Here is a 19,887-nt window from a genome sequence, read left to right on the forward strand (position 1 = left end):
AGTCTCTAGAAAATCAACGGTTTGAGTTAGGCACTTGCTCCAACCGTTGATCGTGGTGCATCCGCATTTTCATGCGGAGCCAGTCCCATCCTACTAGGACCGTCGCTACAGCAGGCAACGCCGTCCAAACCGGTCGGTTGCTGGCACTAACAATCGCCGTCGCCAGGGCTAAGCATCCCAATAGAATGGCTTGGCCAATTGCTTGCTGCGCAACGATCATCCGACGGAACTGACGGTCAGAATCTCCCAACCGCACTTGGAGTTGTAAATCTCCCTGTTCAAGTCGCTCTAGACTTTCGTCAAGACGCTTGGGAATGCCGACAGCTTTGCTACTCAGAGCACCCACCTGACGGCCCAGTGCATTGAAAAGGTCATTGGTTCCAGATCCACTAGAAGTCATTAAAGGTAATAAGTAGGGCTTGGCGATCGAGACCAAGCTAAAAGTAGGGTCCAAGCTCCGGCCGACGCCCTCAAAGGTGGAGAGGGCCCTAATCACAAAGATCAATTCGGCTGGCAAACGGAAGGGCTGACCATAAACGAGATCGTAAAGGTCGCCGGACAGCTTGTCGATCATATTGGGACTAAACGGGGGTGTCAGCGCGTCTTGAAGCATCACACGAACAAGACGACGCACCGGACCAACATCAATCCCTGTATCAATTACTCCTGCCGCCTGCAACTCGTCCACCAACGCCGCTGAATCTCTTATTGCAGCTGCTCTCGCCATGGACCCAAGTCGACGACGTAAACCATCTGACAACAACCCCATCATCCCGAAGTCGTAGTAAATCAGGGCGCCATCACTGGCTACCGCAAGATTTCCCGGATGAGGATCGGCATGGAAGAAGCCAAAACGCACTAGCTGCTTGAGGTAACTGGCTGCACCAATTTCCGCCACGGCAGATGGGTCAATCCCTGCTTTTACGAGCGCTTGACGATCGTTTACTTTAATTCCGGGTAAAAAATCCAGGCAGAGTACACGTCGCGTACTTAGCTCCCAAATCACGCTAGGGATACGAATCTGATCATCGTCGAGGAACTGTTGTCGGAAACGGGCTGCATATTGGGCTTCAATATGGAAATCTAACTCACGTAACAACACCCTTCGACACTCCCGAGCCATCGCTGGCCAGTTGCGACCACGTCCCCAGTTTGGGTGACATTGCAGCACAGTAGAAACATGCTGCATCACGTCAAGGTCAAGACGAAATCGTTGATCAAGACCAGGCCGTTGCACTTTGAGCACTACTTGCCGACCGCTACGTAAGCTGGCGCGGTGCACCTGGGCTAAAGAAGCAGCACCTAGCGGCTCAGGGTCAAGATCAATGATCTCCACACAGCGCCGACCCAGCTCTTTTTCCAATACCGTCTGAACCTGATCAAAATCGAAGGCCGGCACGCTGTCCTGAAGAGCAGCTAACTCAGTGACCCATCCCGCTGGGAGAATGTCTGGCCTAGAAGATAACAGTTGACCAAGTTTGATAAACGCCGGACCCAGTTGCAAGAGCTGCCGCGTTAGCCACTGGGCTCGCTGCCGCTGCCGTTCGGCACGACGCTGCGGTGTTGTATCACCGCGGTACGTCCAAGACTGTCCATCCCACCAGAGCAGTACTAAAAGCGTCAATACTGCATGCCAAATCACAAGCGCACGCAAACCTCTTTGCAGCAGCAAGGAGGCGACATTAAAGGGGATCATTAGTAACCAGCCTCGATCCGCCGGCTGAGTTCAGCTACACGAGCTCTCAAGCGATCGATTACCTGTTGCGGGGTATCACTGGTGGGATTTTGAATCTCAACGCCGTCTGATGCTACCGGTGATGCGTCGCCCCGTTCCAACCGCTCAGCTTCTTTGCGCACCTCCTCTTGAAACAAATCCCATTCTTGTCGCAGACGTTCAGGAGCATTTCTTGCCAACATCACTAGTTCGGCAGCTGTATCGGCTAGACCATGACCAATACGGGCTCCGATTCGATTAACAGTTGCGCGAATCAAGGCGTCCGGAGAGCCCATAAACCATTGGCGTATCCATGGAACTGTGGCAGATCTTAGCTGCGACTGACCAATCAGGGCTGCATGGGAAGCATTGGTGGTTGCGTCAGCTTAGAGGGCACAAAGACAGGTTTTGGTTTCCGAACTAGAGACTCGGATTCCGTTAATAGTAATGAAGTGTCGATGGCTGGTACAACGTTCGCTGAGGGAGTGAAAACAATCGCTGCAGAGTTCTGCTGGTTCTCTTGTCCTTGAATCGACTCGACAGAGATATCGTCCTGCTTAGCATTCCAAGCGGAATCTGACCATGTCGGCACTATTCGATCGGATTCGGTAGGCATTCTTAGTGCGAAGCCTGTTTGTGGAGAAACTACCTTTTGCCGAACGGTGTCACCACCTGGCACAATCTCCTTCACGGTTGCTAAATCTATTTGTAAGGCGTCATTATTACCCCGATAGACTGGACGTAAGGCCTGACGAGTATCACTAGGGAATCCAGAGGGAGCAAATGGCTGGGACGGAGGCGGTTCGGTGACGTTCTGCAAAATCAGCACACGATGTGTGATGCCATGCCCTACAGCGAAACAGCAGCCCGCCAACAGGTGACTAACCCAGAAGTGAGGCCATCGAGCAACTGACGCATCAACGGACTGAGATTGATTCATGAAGATAAGCCTCTTCTTAACAAAGTAACTACTATGACAGAAATCTCTCTTGAATGTTACATCAAGATGCATTAGATTAAACATAACTCAGTTCACATCCTTATGACCGACAACTCTTTACAAATAAATTTTGGTTGATTTTGTAGCCAAAATAAATATCTGATGTCGTTGGAACAGAGATATAAAAGAACTAAATCGCAATTCCTTGGTTATACTAAGGAACGGAAATGTGAAAATTTCTACCCAGTCAGCAAAATAAATACCTGGCCATAAAAGCTACGTCGTATAATGGGCATTAATATCAACATATTGTTCTGATAAGTCGCATCCCCAGGCATAACCCTGGCCTACTCCACTTCCCAAGCTGAGGCGGATTTGAACAGTGTCTTGGCGAAGGGCATCACTAGCTGCAGACCGATCAAACATCAACGGCTGGCCACGATCCATGAGTTGATGTGGTCCGATCCAAAGCTCTAAGGCTTCGGGGTCAAAGGCAACATTTGCTCTACCGACGGCCGCAACAATACGACCCCAATTAGGGTCGCGACCATGTACCGCTGTTTTCACCAGGGATGAGCCACAAACGGTGCGGGCGACACTTAATGCTGAAGCCTCATCAACGGCGCCTTCCACTTGGACCTCCATCAGACATGTTGCCCCTTCACCGTCCCGGGCGATCGCCTTTGCCAGATGCTGCATGACCTGGGTAAGACCTAACTCGAGGGTGGCATGGTGCTCTATGGCTAGAGATGAGCCGGCCGCAAAGGCCAGCACCGTATCGTTAGTGCTGGTATCACCATCTACCGTGATTGCATTGAAAGAGCGCTGGACAGACCGAGCTACCATTGCTCGCCACACGCTAGGATCCACACCGGCGTCGCAACTGAAAAATGCGAGCATGGTGGCCATGTTCGGGTGAATCATTCCCGAGCCTTTTGCCATGCCTCCGATCCTCACTATTCGTCCACTTAAATTTGCTTGAACAGCAACCTCTTTGTGCACAAGATCTGTAGTAAGGATGGCGTTAGCAGCGGCGCCTCCGCCGGAGTGAGACAAGGCGGCAACCAGTGGATTCAAACCGGCTAGAAGTGTCTGCATGGGAATCGGCACACCGATTACACCGGTCGAGCACATCATTATCGCATCGGCCGACTGTCCCAATTGATGAGCTAGTGCTTGGGTGGCACGTTTACTATCAATCAAGCCACGGTCACCGGTGCAAGCATTGGCCTGGCCAGAGTTAATCAATACAGCTCGGGTTCTGCCTCCCGTTGCCTGTAAACGCTCTAGACAAAGGTCCACACAGGCCGCCCGCACAACAGATGTGGTGAAGGTACCCGCACAGGATGCATGTTCTGGGGCAAGGATTAAGGCTAAATCTGGACGGCCAGATGACTTAAGGCCCGACGCGATCCCCGAGGCCTGAAACCCCTGCGGTGCCGTAATGCCACCTTCGAGAGGAAACCACATAGAGGCGATGGCTGCAACCACATCGTCGAGAAAGACTTCTCATATTTTCCTCCGCCGCTATGACATCTAATGGTCAATTACCCCAACGACGTATCGGGCTCACTGGCGGAATTGCTAGCGGAAAAAGTAGCGTGGGGACCTGGCTAAAACAGCAGGGTATCTCTGTCTTGGATGCTGATCGATATGCTCATGAAGTCCTGGCGCCTAGAACAGACGCAACCCGTGCTGTTATTGAGCGGTATGGGTTACAGGTTCAAATCGATACGACAGATTGGATCGACCGCGCCGCCTTGGGGCAAATCGTGTTTCACAACCAATCGGAACTGCGTTGGCTCGAGCAACTGATCCATCCGCTGGTGCGTCAACGCTTCACCAAAGAACTTGAAGCCCATAAGGATGAGCCACTGGTGGTGCTGATGATTCCTTTGCTATTTGAAAACGGCTTCGAACAGCTCTGCAACGAAACCTGGGTTGTGAGCTGTCGGCCAGATCAACAGTTGACACGTCTTATTAGGCGCAATAACTTAGACGAAATGGAAGCCAAGGCAAGAATTTCAGCTCAAATGCCCCTGACGCGTAAATGTGAGCTCGCTGACCACGTCATCGATAATACTCGAGATATAGAAGATTTACCAACGATTTTAGCGGAGTTGATCTAAGGGCTAGCCATTGCCACCATACTCGGCCCAAAACTATTTTTTAATCATTTACTTGCCATCAGCTTTTACTGTCATCGCCCCACACAACATCTGCTGGTCTGAGCTCTATCGATTCAACAGCTGTCCTAAAGTCGATGCCAATCCTGAAGTTAGGATAAAGCTATGGTCGAAACGTTAACCGTCTAAGTACACCAGCTGTCATCTTTAACGCTTCATGTAAACCCTTTGCTCTTGGGACCAAACTAATCCACAATCTCTTTATAGGAGTTCGTCTATGTCGTGGCATTAACCCTGGATTGTCTCAAGGAATTGCAGATCGGCCTTTGGCGAGCTAATAAGGTGATCGATCCTGACTGGTGAGAAACTCTTACCAGTCTTCATTATAGCCTGGGCAGTTTGTGGTGAGGTTAAGCCGCTCTCCCGGGTGGCGATGGGCGATAGCAACGTCACATCGGTAGCCTTGATCAGCTCTAGCATTTCTAAAAACATTGAAGAGATATGGCCTCAATAAGGTGAGCTAGTGGCGTATTAGTTTGCCAGATAAGGGACTGAATACTGACTGAGGTTTTGTAATCAGGTACCGCTAGACTAGTTTGATGGTACGAATTTATTGAATTAGGATTAGTTAAGAGAGGCTGGCCGTTAGACTCACGCGCGAGGGTAATAAGTCGAGGCTTTAGTTCTTTATGAACTCGGCAGTAATCACAGTTATCTATCAAGTTCAAGTACGCGAAGCCTGCGGCATAGCAGCGGTGAGGATCATTCACCCTTGAGCTTCTGGCTAATAATCTGATTGGCTAGCTTAGGATCAGCTTTACCTCCAGTCTTTTTCATTACTTGACCTACAAAAAACCCCTGTAGTTTGATCTTTCCACTGCGGAAGGCAGACACCTCTTTAGGGTTGGTTGCAAGTAAATCACTAACAATCGTTTCAATAGCGGCCGGATCACTGATCATTCCCAAACCACGCTGATTGATGATCACCCTAGGCGAACCACCTTTTTCAAGCAGCTCCGGCAGAATCTTTTTGGCGATTTTGCCGCTAATCTCGCCGTCATCAATTAACCGTAACATCTCTGACAGCTGCTCCGGCTGAAATGACAATTCCGCAAAACCAATCCGATTGCTATTCACATAAGCTGCAATATCGCCGGTGATCCAATTAGCTGCAAGCTTGGCGTTGGCTCCAGCTGCCACCACTGCTTCGAAGTAATTCGACATTTGCTGCTCATCGGTTAGTACTCGTGCGTCGTACCGAGAGAGTCCCATACTACCAGCGTAACGATGACGCTTCGCTGCAGGCAGCTCAGGTAGCTGGGCACGCCATTTATCGAGTTGATCTGCACTCACCTCAATTGGGCCCAGATCAGGATCAGGAAAATAGCGGTAGTCGCTGGACCCTTCTTTGCTGCGCATACTCTTAGTAAGCTGCTTACTTTCATCCCAAAGGCGAGTTTCCTGAGCAACAGGTTCTCCTGTTTCGTACGCCTTAACCTGGCGTCTGATTTCATAATCACAAGCCTTCTGAATAGCAGAAAACGAATTCATATTCTTGATCTCGACTTTTGTACCGAAGGGGGCATCCGGACCACGACGCACCGAGATGTTGACATCACAACGCAAGGATCCCTCTTGCATGTTTCCATCGCTCACTCCCAAATAACGCATGATTCTTCGGATCTCAGAGGCATATTCCGCTGCTTCACGACCCGTGCGTAAATCTGGTTTGCTAACAATTTCCGCCAGGGCAACACCGGCACGATTGTAATCCACTAAAGAATGCGTAGAGCCTGCTAAGCGATCGCTGCCAGCATGCACAAGCTTGCCAGCGTCTTCTTCCATATGCAGACGCTCGATCCCGATGGTTTTGAGATAGGTGTCTTTCCCTTTCTCAGCTACCTCCACCTCAATCCATCCCTCTTTCGCAATCGGTTCGTCAAACTGAGAAATCTGGTAGTTCTTCGGCAGGTCTGGATAGAAATATTGTTTACGATCAAATTTGCTGTACTCAGCAATATTTAAATTGAGCGCCATCGCAGCCTTAACCGCGTATTCGAGCACCTTATGATTAAGCACTGGTAGGGTGCCCGGAAAGCCACACACCACGGGGTCAATATGTGTGTTGGGCTCGTCCCCAAAGGTTGTAGACACAGGAGCAAAGATCTTGCTTTCTGTACCCAACTGAACGTGAATCTCCAGGCCGATTACGGCCTCCCATGTCGGTTGGGTTGCTGCGTCGGCCATACGTCCGTTACGTGAAACTACTATCTGAAATCTTATGGAATCATTCTCGACTCTATCGGGATAGCATTATTGAATGAACAGTAGGACGCTTAATAACAATATCTGCGTTCTGAACCCACCAGCAGTAAGCACAGCCTGCATCTGAACAACGATCTTTTGACTCTAAACCCTGGCCATGACCGCCACAAGTCAAACACCACTGATCGTGCTAGGCGGCGGACTGATGGGGCTTGCCATTGCCCATCAACTTGCACGCCGAGGCCAGACTGTTCAAGTCATCAGCCGCCGCCGTGGTGAAGCAGCGGGATTTGTAGCTGCCGGTATGCTCGCCCCTCATGCAGAAGGTCTGAGCAACGCTCTTCTAAAGCTGGGTCAGTTAAGTCTCGAACGCATACCACTTTGGGTGGCTCAGATTGAGATGGATAGCGGACTGAGCTGTGGACTTCGTAAAAGTGGAATCGTAGTGCCGTTCCTCACAGCGACCGAAAGAGACGCTTATCCAACTGCTGCCCTTGGCCAAGCGCTAGATCGTCGTCAACTAGAACAGGAAATACCAGAGCTTGGGGATACTTGGCAAACGGGGCTTCTGTTTGAACAAGACGGTCAGATCGATAACCGTCGACGACTAATGAAGGCATTGGAGCGAGCTTGTGTGTTGCTTGGCGTTCAGTTTTTAGAGGGCGTAGAAGTATTGAACCTAGAGTGCGACCATCAGGGTCAACTAGACCGAATCAACTGTGGTGTCGCAAAAGGCGAAACCAAGCGATTCCTATGTAAACAGGCTGTGCTTTGCAGTGGAGCGTGGAGCCAACAATTGGTACCACAGTTGCAAATATCTCCGGTCAAAGGACAAATGCTCTCTCTACAGGGACCAAGAGAAGCCCTAAAACGAGTCATTTTCCGACCGGATATCTATCTAGTTCCCAGAGAGGATGGATTAATAGTAGTAGGAGCCACAAATGAAGCAGAGGTAGGTTTCTCTGAGGGTCTGACACCCGATGGCCAGCGACGTCTTTACAATGGTATCGAGTCCTTGCTGCCAATTGCCGTCCAATGGCCACTAATAGAACGCTGGTGGGGATTCCGACCATGTACTCCTGATGAAGGACCTTTGCTAGGCGCCGGACCGATACCAGGTTTATGGCTTGCCTGTGGCCACCACCGGAATGGTGTTTTGCTCGCAGCAATCACGGCCGAATTAACCGCTGATGTAATCAGTGGAGTAACCCCTGATAGAACAATGATTTCCCACTTAAGCGCATTTAGATGGGATCGGTTTACATGCGAACTACCAGTGAAGTAGAATCTAGATTAATTTTACTAATTTTATATAAATTATAAATATGCTTGAATTAGTTTAACAATTTTTTCAATAAATATAAATTTATGCTATCAAATAAGTAACTTAAGACATAACAAAAATAAAAACAAAGGCACAGACAATTAAGAAACTATTTAATCAAAAATTAATAATAAGTATATAAAATAAATAGAACTGTAATAACTTTACAAATCTATAGAGCAGATTTAGTATAGTTACTACTAACACAGAAACAACAGAAATTTTAAATATACTAAGGTTATATAGAATACAAGACTAATATTCTTTGATCTTAATAGATAAAAGTCAAAGCTTAGTATATCAGTAATTATCGGAAAAAGATCAGATATTTAGCTCAGAAGCTTTAAACCAAAGATTGATTTCAAATTCAGCTGTTTCTACAGCATCAGACCCATGAATTACGTTACGACTAATATTAATAGCCAAGTCTCCGCGAATAGTGCCAGGTTCAGCTTCTAAAGGTTTAGTAGCACCAATAATTTTACGAGCACTAGAAATTATGCAATCACCCTCCCAAACCATCGCCACAACAGGACCAGAAGTAATTAAATCTACTAAACCAGCAAAAAAAGGGCGCCCTCTATGAACTTTATAATGGTTTTCCGCTAATTCTCGCGTAGGTATAAGTTGTTTTATGCCAACTAATTTAAAACCCTTACGTTCAAAACGTCCAATAATCTCACCAATTAAGCCCCTTTGAACCCCATCAGGTTTAATTGCGATAAATGTGCGTTCAGAAGTCATTAAAAAGCCTGAACTATATCATTACTCAGGCGTTATCTAGTCTTTAACAAATATTAAAATTAAGGATTATTACAGAATTGAATCAAATATCATATGAAAGTGTGCGCAATCAAAATATTCAGCTAACCTGTTCAGACACTCTTTTATGATAAAAACTGAATAGAAAGTCAAGTTATTTAGTAGCTAAAGTTCAACGATTTGATCTTAGCAATTAAACAAAAGTCATCATACATATAGTTAGGTTTTATGATATCTTTTGGTACATCAAATTTAATTATTCAATAAATTAAACCTTCATAAATTAGTTACGATATAAACTAATTAAATATTTCAAGCTAAGTATAAAAATACACTTACTTAACAACAATAAATAAATTTTCAAAGTAAGACACGAATTTTTAACTTTAAAGAATGAAAGTATATAAAGACTATCTGATAATTGAAAAGATACAATAATAACTATTTATATATCAACTTTTACAATGTGGTTAAAACATTACTATTTTATTTAAATAAAATTTAACCAATTTTAGAAAAATATTTAGATATTAAGATTAGTCAACTAATTTTTCTATAAACTAACTATAACTGTACTTATATGTGAAGTAAAATTAATACTATTAAAATAAATATTTGTCTCGCCAGAAGTTAATCATATAACTGGTTAACCTTGATTTCCTAGAATCGGATTAACTTGCCTTTAAAATTCGTAATTATGGTCTTAGCTAATTCCAATCTGCTAATAAATAAAATGACATCATAAGCAAAGATGGCTGATTCACAGTGGAATGCAGAAAAAAGCTCAGAGCTTTATGGACTTGGACGATGGGGAAGTCCTTATTTTTTTATCAATATACTTGGTCATGTAAGTGTGCGACCACGCGGAAGACAAGGGGAATGTATCGATTTGGTCAAGCTGGTCAATGAATTACAAGATAGAAATCTTAACCTTCCTCTTCTCATCCGATTCGATAATATTTTAGAGAGCCAATTGGAAAGTCTGCACACAGCATTTAAACGTGCTATTACTCGCTATAATTATAATGGTCGCTACCAAGGGGTTTTCCCAGTTAAATGTAATCAACAGCGACATGTCGTAGAAAAACTGATTTGTTGTGGAAGACGATGGAATTTTGGGCTCGAAGCTGGTAGCAAAGCAGAACTATTAATTGCTCTTTCACTGATAGAAAATCGAGATGCTTTATTAATTTGTAATGGATATAAAGATCGACGATATATCGAAACAGCAATTCTAGCTAAGCGATTAGGACGGCGATCAATAATTGTGATCGAACAAATAGGTGAGGTTCAACACATTATCGATGCGAGTAACCAACTAGGAACCAAGCCATTAATTGGGATTAGGGCTCGTTTATCAAGCCGCAGCACTGGTCGGTGGAGAAATTCAGTTGGAGAAAAAGCTAAATTTGGATTATCTGTACCTGAAATTTTATCAACACTAAAAATACTTAAAGATGCAAATCTTTTAGAAGAATTGCGATTATTACATTTTCATATAGGAAGTCAAATAAATGATATTGCTATTGTTAAAAATGCACTTCAAGAAATATCCCGGATTTATGTGGAGCTTCATAAACTTGGCGCACCAATGGGGTATCTAAATGTTGGAGGTGGTTTGGGTGTCGATTACGATGGAAGCAAAACAGCGACAGTAGCGTCCACAAATTACTCTCTCCAAAACTATGCTAATGACGTTGTGGCTACAATAAAAGAAGAGTGCGACTCACAATTAGTTGATGTTCCTACACTTATCAGCGAAAGTGGCAGAGCAATCGCCAGTCATTTTTCCGTGCTTATATTTAATATCTTAAGAGTAGGTAATTTACCGGAAGCTATTCCTTCAGAGGGTGAAAATGAACCACTAGTTATACATAATCTTCGTAACACTCTAAGAGATATTCAAATACTTCCTTACGAAACAGATTTTAATATTAATAAACTGCAAGAGGCTTGGAACGATGCACTTAAATTTAAAGATGATGCTTTAGATGCATTCCGCTTAGGCTATCTAAGTCTCACCGATCGAAGTTTATCAGAACAGCTTACGTGGGCTTGTGCTCGTTTGATTCATGAACGGCTTTCAACAAAGAACGACTTACCAAAAGACTTACAAGATTTATCATCTGTTCTATCTAATTCCTATTATGCAAACCTATCAATCTTTCGTTCAGCACCAGACACCTGGGCTATCCAACAGTTATTTCCATTGATGCCACTACAAAGACTACAAGAAAAACCTAGCGAATTAGGACATTTTGTTGATCTAACTTGTGATTCTGATGGTCAGATTAACAGATTTATATCAAATGGACAAAGTAAACCATTGTTAGAGTTACACAAGTTTAATCCAAATGAACCATATCTAATTGGTATGTTTTTAGGAGGTGCATATCAGGAAGCAATGGGTAACTTGCATAATCTATTCGGCACAACAGATGTTATTCATATTAGAATGATATCAGGTAATAATTATCAGATAAGCCATGTTATAAAAGGTGATACGAATGCAGATGTTCTTCAAGCAATGGGACATGATCCAGAACAATTAATTGAACGTCTTCGTATTGCAAGTGAACAATCAATCCGAGATAATAAACTAGATATACTTAGTGCACAGCGATTAATGAATCATTTAGCAAGTAGCATGCGACAGAGCACTTATCTAGAGAGCAAAAATTCATGATATTATTTAATATCTACTAGTTAAGACAACATTATTAATGTATATATTAATTTTATAGTCTTTTATTACAAGAGAAATTGTTGAGTTTATAATGCTTTAGAGAATAACTTACTTAATAAATCTCTATCAATTTTTATTGAACTTCTTTAGATAGCTAGGAGAATTTAGACAATTAGCTAGGCGACTCTGAAGATACTTACTAATTTTAGTTGGCAGAAATTAATTATTATAACTATCGAAGGTTTACTTAACCTTATAATAGTTAAAGCTTGACTTAATAGCGATTGATCATTATCACAATACAAGTTTTGTAATAATGATATTATTTTAAGAATTTTAACTACGGTAACTAAACTTGTTAAATAGAATACATGTGAAATTTTTATTAGTATTCTCTTAATAACTACTATTAAAGTTAGCTTCATTTGATAGCAAATCTTTAATTTTATACTAAATCCTATAAATTTTAATCTAGATAATCATGCAAACTTGATAGAATAGTCAAATTTTTTTCTAATAAATGATTGCCTTAGTTTGTCAAATAGAGTTTAGTTTAATTAGATACTTTAGTTTAATAATTAGAATCTTTTATAAATTTTTATATTTACTAAAATAAGTTAAATTTAAAGTATATAGTATAATTAGGTATTAATAACTTAATCAGAAACAGCTGCTTACCTGTTAGACTAAAACTTAGAAAGACATTAACAAATAGAGCTCAATAAATCGATCAGTTTTTATACTGATGAAAATCTTAAATGTGGAAATACCTTGTCATGGAAAATTCAAGTATACGGATATATAGAATATATATTCTAAATATAATTATAAAAACTTATACTTACTTAATTGAAGATAGATTTTAATCATAATTACATAAACTTATCTATAGATTAATGTTTGACTTTTATATAAAAAATCTAAATAGTTTTGCGAATTATAATCTAATTTAATCTCAAAAAAGATGTAGGCTGCTTTTTAGTTAAGCTAAGAAATAGATAAAGTATTTTTTAGAGTCAACAAAGTCAAACCGCATTTACAGAAGCATAAATAACAAGCCACTAATAAAAACTTTAATAATATTTATCTTTGTTTTTAATGGCCCTTATCTAGTCAAACTATAAAATAAAATCTTAGATAGAAGAAGCTAATATTGGCTACATTACATGAATCTAATGTGATAATGAAATATTAAAATAAATTTTTTTGCACTTTAAGCTTGATTTATATAATTAATCTAAGCTACTTGTAGCTTAGAAATTTTAAAAACTAACCATTGAATCATGTTAGAGCTATAAAAGAAAAGTTTTTAAACTATTTCATGATTATGATGCATTAAAAATAATTATTAGATCAAGTTATCTTAAACAGAAATAAGGCGAATAGCAATTAGATAGGTTTATCAAACAGATTATATTGTATTGCTAAAAAGTGAGCTATTTGTAGCGAGTCTGAGAATAAGAATAAAAGTTCATAATAAATTATGGTAGTGGAGTTAGATATAACCTTAGGGAAGATAGAAATGCTTAGTAAAAACTATTATTTCATATTCATTTCTATTAAAGAAATTCTGCATAATTCTCGCTTCTCGAAATACAAGACTTTTATAAGATTCTTCACTACATGACATGATAACAAACTAATCATGCAAATTCTTAACTCTCTCTTATCAGCGTTTACTGAATATGCTAGAAATAATCTGATATTGATTAACCCTTTACTGAGGATACAAGTTTTTAGCGATGAAGATTAAAAAATTGATAATACTTATTAACCTTAAAGTTTAAGAATTAGAAGACTTTAAATACCTTTCGATTTTTGTTTGAAAATTAAATCAGGCCTAGGAATTAACAGGGGACATATCCTAACCTATCGCAGCAATCATTCTTTTCTTGAAGCGAATTAGACACCGACGCCAGCATGTGCTAATGGCTTTTTAAGATAAGTTTGGAATTTAGCTCTTGGCGTGCTGTATCAAGAGCAGCATCCAAAGCCATCCCATCTCGACCTCCTGCTTGAGCAAGGTGGGGGTGACCGCCGCCACCGCCGTCACAAAGTTTTGCAATAGAACCAATGAATTCACCAGCCTGCTGCTGAGCGGCAACCACCTGCCGACCAAAAGCTGCTACTAGGATTACCTTTCCTTGATTTTTAGAATCCGGCAATCCACCAAGCACTACCGCAGCCCCTTCACCCAATTGTGCAACCAGGTTCTGAGCAGCCCCTTGTAAACCAGCACCGTCCACACCATCTAGGCGTTCTACCAATACTTGGAAGACGCCAACAACAGTTGCTTTTAAAGCCAACGCCGCAGACTTGGCCACCGCCAGTTCAGCCCGTGCAGTAACCAGCGCTTTACTCGTATTTCTTAGCTCATCTCGCATGTTTAGCACACGCCCAACAATTTCGTTGGGCTGCGTCTTCAAGCATTCCCCCAACTGCTTGACTACCAAATCACGCTCGTTGAAATATGCCAATACCGAGGAACCAGCAACCGCTTCAATCCTGCGGATACCGGCAGCAACACTACTTTCAGCAACAATCTTGAACAAACTAATTTCAGCGGTATTCACCACGTGAGTTCCACTGCAAAGTTCCATCGATACACCGGGTACATCGACAACGCGCACAACATCATCGTACTTATCTCCAAACATTGCGATTGCACCGGCAGCTTTTGCCTGATCGATCGCCATCTCCTCTACTATCAAGCTATGAGCTTCGGCGATCCAGTCATTGATCAATGTTTCGATTCGTTCTAACTGCTTGACTGTTACTGCTTTCGGGGCATGAAAGTCAAACCGCAGCCGATCGAAATCAACTAGAGAGCCGGCCTGGCTGATATCTGGATCCACCACTTGCTTAAGGGCCGCTTGGAGCAAGTGCGTGGCAGTGTGATTCGCTTGAATCCGACGGCGACAGACTTGATCAACCTGAGCTCTGACGACGTCACCGACCGCTAGTTCACCCCACCTGATCAAGCCAGCATGGACAAACACGTCACGAACGCGACTCACGTACTTAATAGACACGCTCACGTCGGCACCAGACAGCAGCCCGCGATCACCCACCTGGCCACCGCCCTCGCCATAGAAGGGAGTGGTGTCGAGGATGATTTGCACCTGATCTCCCGCCGATGCAGAAACGGCTGGTCTTCCATTCACCGCCATTGCTTGCACGCAGCTGGATTGTTCTAGGAGCTGATATCCCTCAAATGCAGTTGCATCTTGATGTTCAACCAACTGGTCGATCGCGTCTTGCAGCGTAAGGTCGATGTTCGTCGCTGCGGCCTTAGCCCGCTGACGTTGCTGCTCCATCGCCACTGCGAAGCCCGATAGATCAACTGAAAGACCACGTTCTTCGGCGATTTCCTGAGTAAGCTCGAGCGGGAAGCCATAAGTATCGTAAAGCTCAAAAGCCTGGTCACCACTGATATGTGCAGGCTTACTATTCAGCATCTCTGCCAACAGCTTCTCACCACGTTCTAGGGTTTCTAAAAAGCGAGCCTCTTCCCGTTCTAGCTCGGCTAAAATAGCATTTTTCCGTTTAAGGATCGATGGATGGACATCCTGAAGAAGTGCGATCGAGGCTTGTCCCATTGTGACCAAGAAAGGCTTGTAAATGCCCAATAGACGACCATGCCGGACCACGCGACGCAATAAACGACGTAGGACGTATCCCCGGCCAAAGTTGCTTGCAGTGACGCCATCACAAACCAGCTGAGTGATCGCGCGACTGTGGTCGCCAATCACTTTTAGGGATGTTTTAGCTGAATTGTCTAGTTGGTAATAGTCAACTCCAGCAATGCTTGCCCCTGCTTTAATTAACGGAAAAATTAGATCTGTTTCATAGTTATTGGGTACATTTTGCAAGATCTGAGCCATCCGCTCTAGACCCATACCAGTATCAATATTACGGTCCGCTAAAGGCGTAAGAGTCCCCTCCAAGTTCCGATTATGCTGTATGAAAACCAAATTATAAAATTCGAGGAAACGGTTGTTATCTTTAAGTTCGATCTCTTCATTACCGAGTTCAGGTTTGAAGTCGTAATAAATTTCTGAGCAAGGACCGCAGGGACCAGTCGAACCTGAAGTCCAAAAGTTGTCCGCTTCATCCATACGGATGATTCGCTTTGGATTCATCCCCACCACATCGCGCCAAATCTCTTCGGCCTCTTCGTCCTCACGAAAGACACTCACTACCAAATTCTTGGAGTTAATGCCATACACCTCAGTAATCAGTTGCCACGCCCACTCAATCGCCTGCTGTTTAAAATAGTCGCCAAAAGAAAAATTGCCCAGCATCTCAAAGAATGTGTGGTGTCGCGTCGTACGGCCAACATTCTCAATGTCGTTGGTGCGGATGCAATTTTGGCTGCTGGTTACCCGCGGACATGGACGCTCCTGTTGACCAAGGAATATTGGCTTGAATGGCAGCATCCCAGCAATGGTCAGCAGTACTGTCGGATCTTCTGGAATTAGGGAAGCACTGGTTATCACTTTGTGCCCCCGTTCTTCGTAGAAACGCAGAAAAGCCTTCCGAATCTCTTGACCCGTGCGGGGTACAGACGCTGCAGAAGATGACGATGCGGCGGCGACCATGACAGGAGGAGTAGGTCCAACAGTCATGATCGCCCCTAAACCGCCAGCGCTCGTGCCTGTATCGCTTAGCAATACCCAATGTTTGCAAACTGGACCTGTTGTGGGGGCGATTTGCGGTATTCGAAACCTTCTGATGCCATTACCCCTTGACAACTGGCAGTCCAATGCTTTGGCATCGTTAGCACAAGGGCTTTTCCAAGCTTGGCTGCCGTCGGTCGGTAGTGCCCTCTCGCTCCACAGCATCCTCCGCTTCCTACTTGCGTCGCGGCTATGAGCCTGCTGCACGCCACTTGGCTTCCCGCCATCCGTACGTCTAGCAGTTCCGGACAGCCGGCACTGCTCATTTGGGCTGACGCGTGGCGTGTAGCAGCACCGGAAAGTCCTGGGCTCACACCGGCTTTACATCCCTTTACTCTTGAGTCCGATGCCCTTAAAGCCTGGCTGAGTGAGCGGGATCTTATACCTGATAGAAGTATTGAGGCCACCGCCTGCCTTACCCTCCCAAGTCGCATCGTTAAGCCCCGTAAAGGTCGGATCAACGTAAAAGCAACCGAACCATCATCATCGGACTCGGTTTGGACTGGTCTGCCCATGCAGGCAGGAGAGCCAATTCCAAAACAAACAGAATGGTGGCCTTGGCAGGTGCAGGGCCTTGCAGTGGAACCGTCCGCTGCCACGGAATGGCTAGCACGTTTACCCTTGTCGGGCCAACATCCGGATCTCGGGGATGAACTGCGTTGGTGGAGTCATTTACAACGTTGGTCCCTAAGCCTAGTGGCCCGAGGTCGTTGGATTCCCCAAATGGAATTGAGCAAAGGCGAGGGCTACCCACATCGGGCACGCTGGGTGCCTCTGCTGAACGGCGAAGAAGATCGGCGCCGACTAGAAGACCTTGCAGCAACACTTCCCCTCGTAGCGACTTGTGCCTTGCCCTGGCGCGAACCTCTAGGTCGCCGCAGCAACCGCACTACTCGACTGCGTCCGGAAGCCATGCGAGCCGCTAATCCAGTTGCCTGCTACCGCCCTCGGAGCGGGCGCCTACGTGTAGCCACGTTACTGGAAGATTTACTAGATGCAGAGCTGCGGAAGAACTTTAAACCCGCTACAGGAGAACTAGATCCACTACTCACCTTGTGGCAGGACGCCCTGGCCTCGGAAACTGGTGTTGTGAACTTGGGGAATGAAGAAGCAGAGCGCATTACTGCAGCAAGCCTTCATTGGCGGGAGGGAATCACCGGGGGTGTAACCGCTGCTCGCACCTGTCTGGAACTGAAAACTCCAAACAAAGGAGAAGAACTTTGGGAGTTGAGGTTCAGTTTGCAAGCAGAAGAGGATCCAAGCCTTAAGCTGCCCGCTGCCTCCGTCTGGGCCTCGGGTATTGACACACTCCAGCTCGGAGAGATCCAAGTCGATCAAGCTAGCGAGGTATTGTTGGAGGGCCTCGGCCGAGCTCTCACTGTATTTCCCCCGATCGAACGTGGACTGGAGAGCGCCACACCGGAGGCCATGCAACTCACTCCGGCCGAAGCATTCGTCTTAGTGCGCACGGCAACCCACCAGCTACGTAATGCTGGTATTGGCGTTGAGCTCCCCCCCAGCCTCTCAGGAGGCTTAGCCAGTCGTCTTGGACTAGCCATCAAAGCAGATCTTCCAAGTCAATCTAGCGGGTTCACACTCGGTGAATCTCTCAATTGGGGATGGGATCTTATGATTGGTGGCGTCACGCTCACCCTACGGGAACTCGAACATCTCAGCGGCAAGCGCAGCCCACTGGTCCACCACAAAGGAGCTTGGATTGAACTACGACCCAACGATCTTCGCAATGCCGAACGCTTTTGTGGGACTAATCCAGAACTGAGTCTTGACGATGCCTTACGACTGACGGCTACAGAAGGGGAACTATTGATGCGCTTACCCGTACATCGCTTTGATGCCGGGCCTCGCCTACAAAGAGTTCTTGAGCAGTACCACCAGCAAAAAGCACCGGATCCTTTGCCAGCACCGGAGGGCTTCCGCGGACAACTCCGCTCGTATCAAGAACGTGGGCTGGGCTGGCTGGCATTTCTCCACCGCTTCGACCAAGGGGCATGCCTAGCTGATGATATGGGCTTAGGTAAAACGATTCAGCTGCTGGCCTTTCTGCAACACCTCAAAGCAGAACAGGAACTCAAGCGTCCTGTATTGTTAGTGGCGCCGACATCGGTCCTCACCAATTGGCGACGTGAAACCGAAGCGTTCACGCCAGAGCTCGCGGTCAAAGAGCACTACGGCCCGCGCCGGTCTTCTAATCCAGCATCTCTGAAAGAAAACCTTAAGGATGTAGATCTTGTCCTCACCAGTTACGGTCTGATGCAACGTGACAACGAGCTATTGGGGACTATAGACTGGCAGGGCGTTGTTATCGATGAAGCCCAAGCTATTAAGAACCCCGGTGCGAAACAAAGTCAAGCCGCTCGTGACTTAGCCCGAGCTGATAGAAGTAGTAGGTTCCGTATCGCGCTCACCGGCACACCTGTGGAGAACCGGGTAAGTGAGCTATGGGCTCTAATGAATTTTCTCAACCCGAAAGTATTGGGGGAGGAGGATTTTTTCCACCAGCGCTATCGCATGCCGATTGAGCGCTATGGCGATATGTCATCATTAAGAGACCTTAAAGCCCGGGTTGGGCCTTTTATCCTGCGCCGCCTCAAAACTGATAAATCGATTATTTCTGACTTGCCAGAGAAAGTAGAATTGAGCGAATGGGTAGGCTTAAGCAAAGAACAAAAGTCCCTTTACACTAAAACCGTTGAAAATGCGCTCGACGCAATCGCACAAGCACCGCGTGGCCAGCGCCATGGTCAGATACTGGCACTATTGACCCGCTTGAAGCAGATTTGCAACCATCCAGCTCTTGCTCTCAGAGAAGGCACCATCAGCGACGGTTTTATAAGCCGTTCCGCCAAACTTCAGCGGTTAGAGGAAATTCTTGAAGAAGTGATGGAAGCGGGAGATCGCGCTTTACTTTTCACCCAATTCGCTGAATGGGGACACCTCCTACAGGCTTGGATGCAACAACGCTGGAAATTCGAGGTTCCATTTCTACACGGCGGAACTCGCAAGAGTGACCGCCAAGCCATGGTAGATCGGTTTCAGGAAGACCACCGTGGGCCTCGACTCTTTCTACTGTCGCTCAAGGCTGGTGGCGTTGGCCTCAACCTGACTCGTGCTAGCCATGTCTTCCATATCGACCGCTGGTGGAATCCAGCGGCGGAAAACCAAGCCACCGATAGGGCCTATAGAATTGGTCAGACCAACAGGGTGATGGTACATAAGTTCATCACTAGTGGATCGGTCGAAGAAAAAATCGACCGAATGATTCGTGAAAAAGCCCGCCTAGCAGAGGACGTGATTGGCTCCGGTGAAGACTGGCTGGGAAGCCTTGGTGGCGATCAGCTGCGCAATCTCGTCGCTTTGGAGGACATTTGAC

Annotated in this window: 13 protein-coding genes; 5 read left to right on the forward strand and 8 right to left on the reverse strand. The window is 45.4% G+C overall.

Going from position 1 to position 19,887, the window contains the following annotated elements; all coding sequences use genetic code 11:
• Window positions 1–13 precede the first annotated feature (13 nt).
• The 4 genes from ABWV55_RS00685 to argJ all read right to left on the reverse strand — a co-directional run bounded on the left by ABWV55_RS00685 (window position 14) and on the right by argJ (window position 4,124).
• Entirely contained in the window at window positions 14–1,696 is a 1,683-nt protein-coding gene (locus ABWV55_RS00685; protein ID WP_353291863.1) for an AarF/ABC1/UbiB kinase family protein, read from the reverse strand.
• Window positions 1,696–2,010 carry a hypothetical protein gene (locus tag ABWV55_RS00690; protein ID WP_353291864.1) on the reverse strand — a complete coding sequence of 105 codons (315 nt, stop codon included), beginning with the start codon at window positions 2,008–2,010 and terminating at the stop codon, window positions 1,696–1,698. The genes ABWV55_RS00685 and ABWV55_RS00690 overlap by 1 nt, the downstream gene beginning before the upstream one ends.
• 53 nt (window positions 2,011–2,063) lie before the next feature.
• On the reverse strand, window positions 2,064–2,654 hold the full coding sequence (locus ABWV55_RS00695) for a hypothetical protein (RefSeq protein WP_353291865.1): 591 nt from the start codon (window positions 2,652–2,654) through the stop codon (window positions 2,064–2,066).
• Window positions 2,655–2,930: 276 nt separating this feature from the next.
• Window positions 2,931–4,124 carry a bifunctional glutamate N-acetyltransferase/amino-acid acetyltransferase ArgJ gene (argJ, locus tag ABWV55_RS00700; protein WP_353292774.1) on the reverse strand — a complete coding sequence of 398 codons (1,194 nt, stop codon included), beginning with the start codon at window positions 4,122–4,124 and terminating at the stop codon, window positions 2,931–2,933.
• 59 nt (window positions 4,125–4,183) lie between these two features.
• Between argJ and coaE the strand changes: the two genes are divergently transcribed.
• Window positions 4,184–4,783: a dephospho-CoA kinase gene (gene coaE, locus ABWV55_RS00705; RefSeq protein WP_353291866.1), complete on the forward strand. Its 600-nt coding sequence runs from the start codon at window positions 4,184–4,186 to the stop codon at window positions 4,781–4,783.
• Window positions 4,784–5,068: 285 nt separating this feature from the next.
• Here coaE and ABWV55_RS00710 read toward each other — a convergent pair whose 3' ends face one another.
• Together ABWV55_RS00710 and gatB are read right to left on the reverse strand one after the other, a co-directional pair.
• Window positions 5,069–5,272 carry a hypothetical protein gene (locus ABWV55_RS00710; RefSeq protein ID WP_353291867.1) on the reverse strand — a complete coding sequence of 68 codons (204 nt, stop codon included), beginning with the start codon at window positions 5,270–5,272 and terminating at the stop codon, window positions 5,069–5,071.
• A gap of 270 nt (window positions 5,273–5,542) precedes the next feature.
• Window positions 5,543–7,027 carry an Asp-tRNA(Asn)/Glu-tRNA(Gln) amidotransferase subunit GatB gene (gene gatB, locus ABWV55_RS00715; RefSeq protein ID WP_353291868.1) on the reverse strand — a complete coding sequence of 495 codons (1,485 nt, stop codon included), beginning with the start codon at window positions 7,025–7,027 and terminating at the stop codon, window positions 5,543–5,545.
• A 175-nt stretch (window positions 7,028–7,202) separates the two neighbouring features.
• Here gatB and thiO point away from each other — a divergent pair, with 175 nt between their 5' ends.
• Window positions 7,203–8,330: a glycine oxidase ThiO gene (gene thiO / locus ABWV55_RS00720; RefSeq protein ID WP_353291869.1), complete on the forward strand. Its 1,128-nt coding sequence runs from the start codon at window positions 7,203–7,205 to the stop codon at window positions 8,328–8,330.
• Between the two features lie 360 nt (window positions 8,331–8,690).
• Here the strand turns inward: thiO and ndk are convergent, their stop codons facing one another.
• Window positions 8,691–9,113 carry a nucleoside-diphosphate kinase gene (gene ndk, locus ABWV55_RS00725; protein WP_353291870.1) on the reverse strand — a complete coding sequence of 141 codons (423 nt, stop codon included), beginning with the start codon at window positions 9,111–9,113 and terminating at the stop codon, window positions 8,691–8,693.
• 769 nt (window positions 9,114–9,882) lie between these two features.
• On the opposite strand from ndk, the gene speA reads away from it, so the two are divergent.
• Window positions 9,883–11,817, forward strand: a complete 1,935-nt coding sequence (gene speA, locus ABWV55_RS00730; RefSeq protein WP_353291871.1) for a biosynthetic arginine decarboxylase — start codon at window positions 9,883–9,885, stop codon at window positions 11,815–11,817.
• Window positions 11,818–13,742: 1,925 nt separating this feature from the next.
• On the opposite strand, the gene alaS is transcribed toward speA, so the two are convergent.
• Window positions 13,743–16,418, reverse strand: coding sequence for an alanine--tRNA ligase (gene alaS, locus ABWV55_RS00735; RefSeq protein WP_353292775.1), 2,676 nt, complete (start codon window positions 16,416–16,418; stop codon window positions 13,743–13,745).
• On the opposite strand from alaS, the gene ABWV55_RS00740 reads away from it, so the two are divergent.
• Entirely contained in the window at window positions 16,417–16,692 is a 276-nt protein-coding gene (locus ABWV55_RS00740; RefSeq protein WP_353291872.1) for a hypothetical protein, read from the forward strand. The genes alaS and ABWV55_RS00740 overlap by 2 nt on opposite strands.
• Window positions 16,689–19,886, forward strand: coding sequence for a DEAD/DEAH box helicase (locus tag ABWV55_RS00745; RefSeq protein WP_353291873.1), 3,198 nt, complete (start codon window positions 16,689–16,691; stop codon window positions 19,884–19,886). The genes ABWV55_RS00740 and ABWV55_RS00745 overlap by 4 nt, the downstream gene beginning before the upstream one ends.
• Window position 19,887 lies beyond the last annotated feature (1 nt).

Origin of the sequence: Synechococcus sp. M16CYN, from assembly GCF_040371545.1 — a bacterium.
In the GTDB taxonomy this organism is placed as follows: domain Bacteria; phylum Cyanobacteriota; class Cyanobacteriia; order PCC-6307; family Cyanobiaceae; genus Parasynechococcus.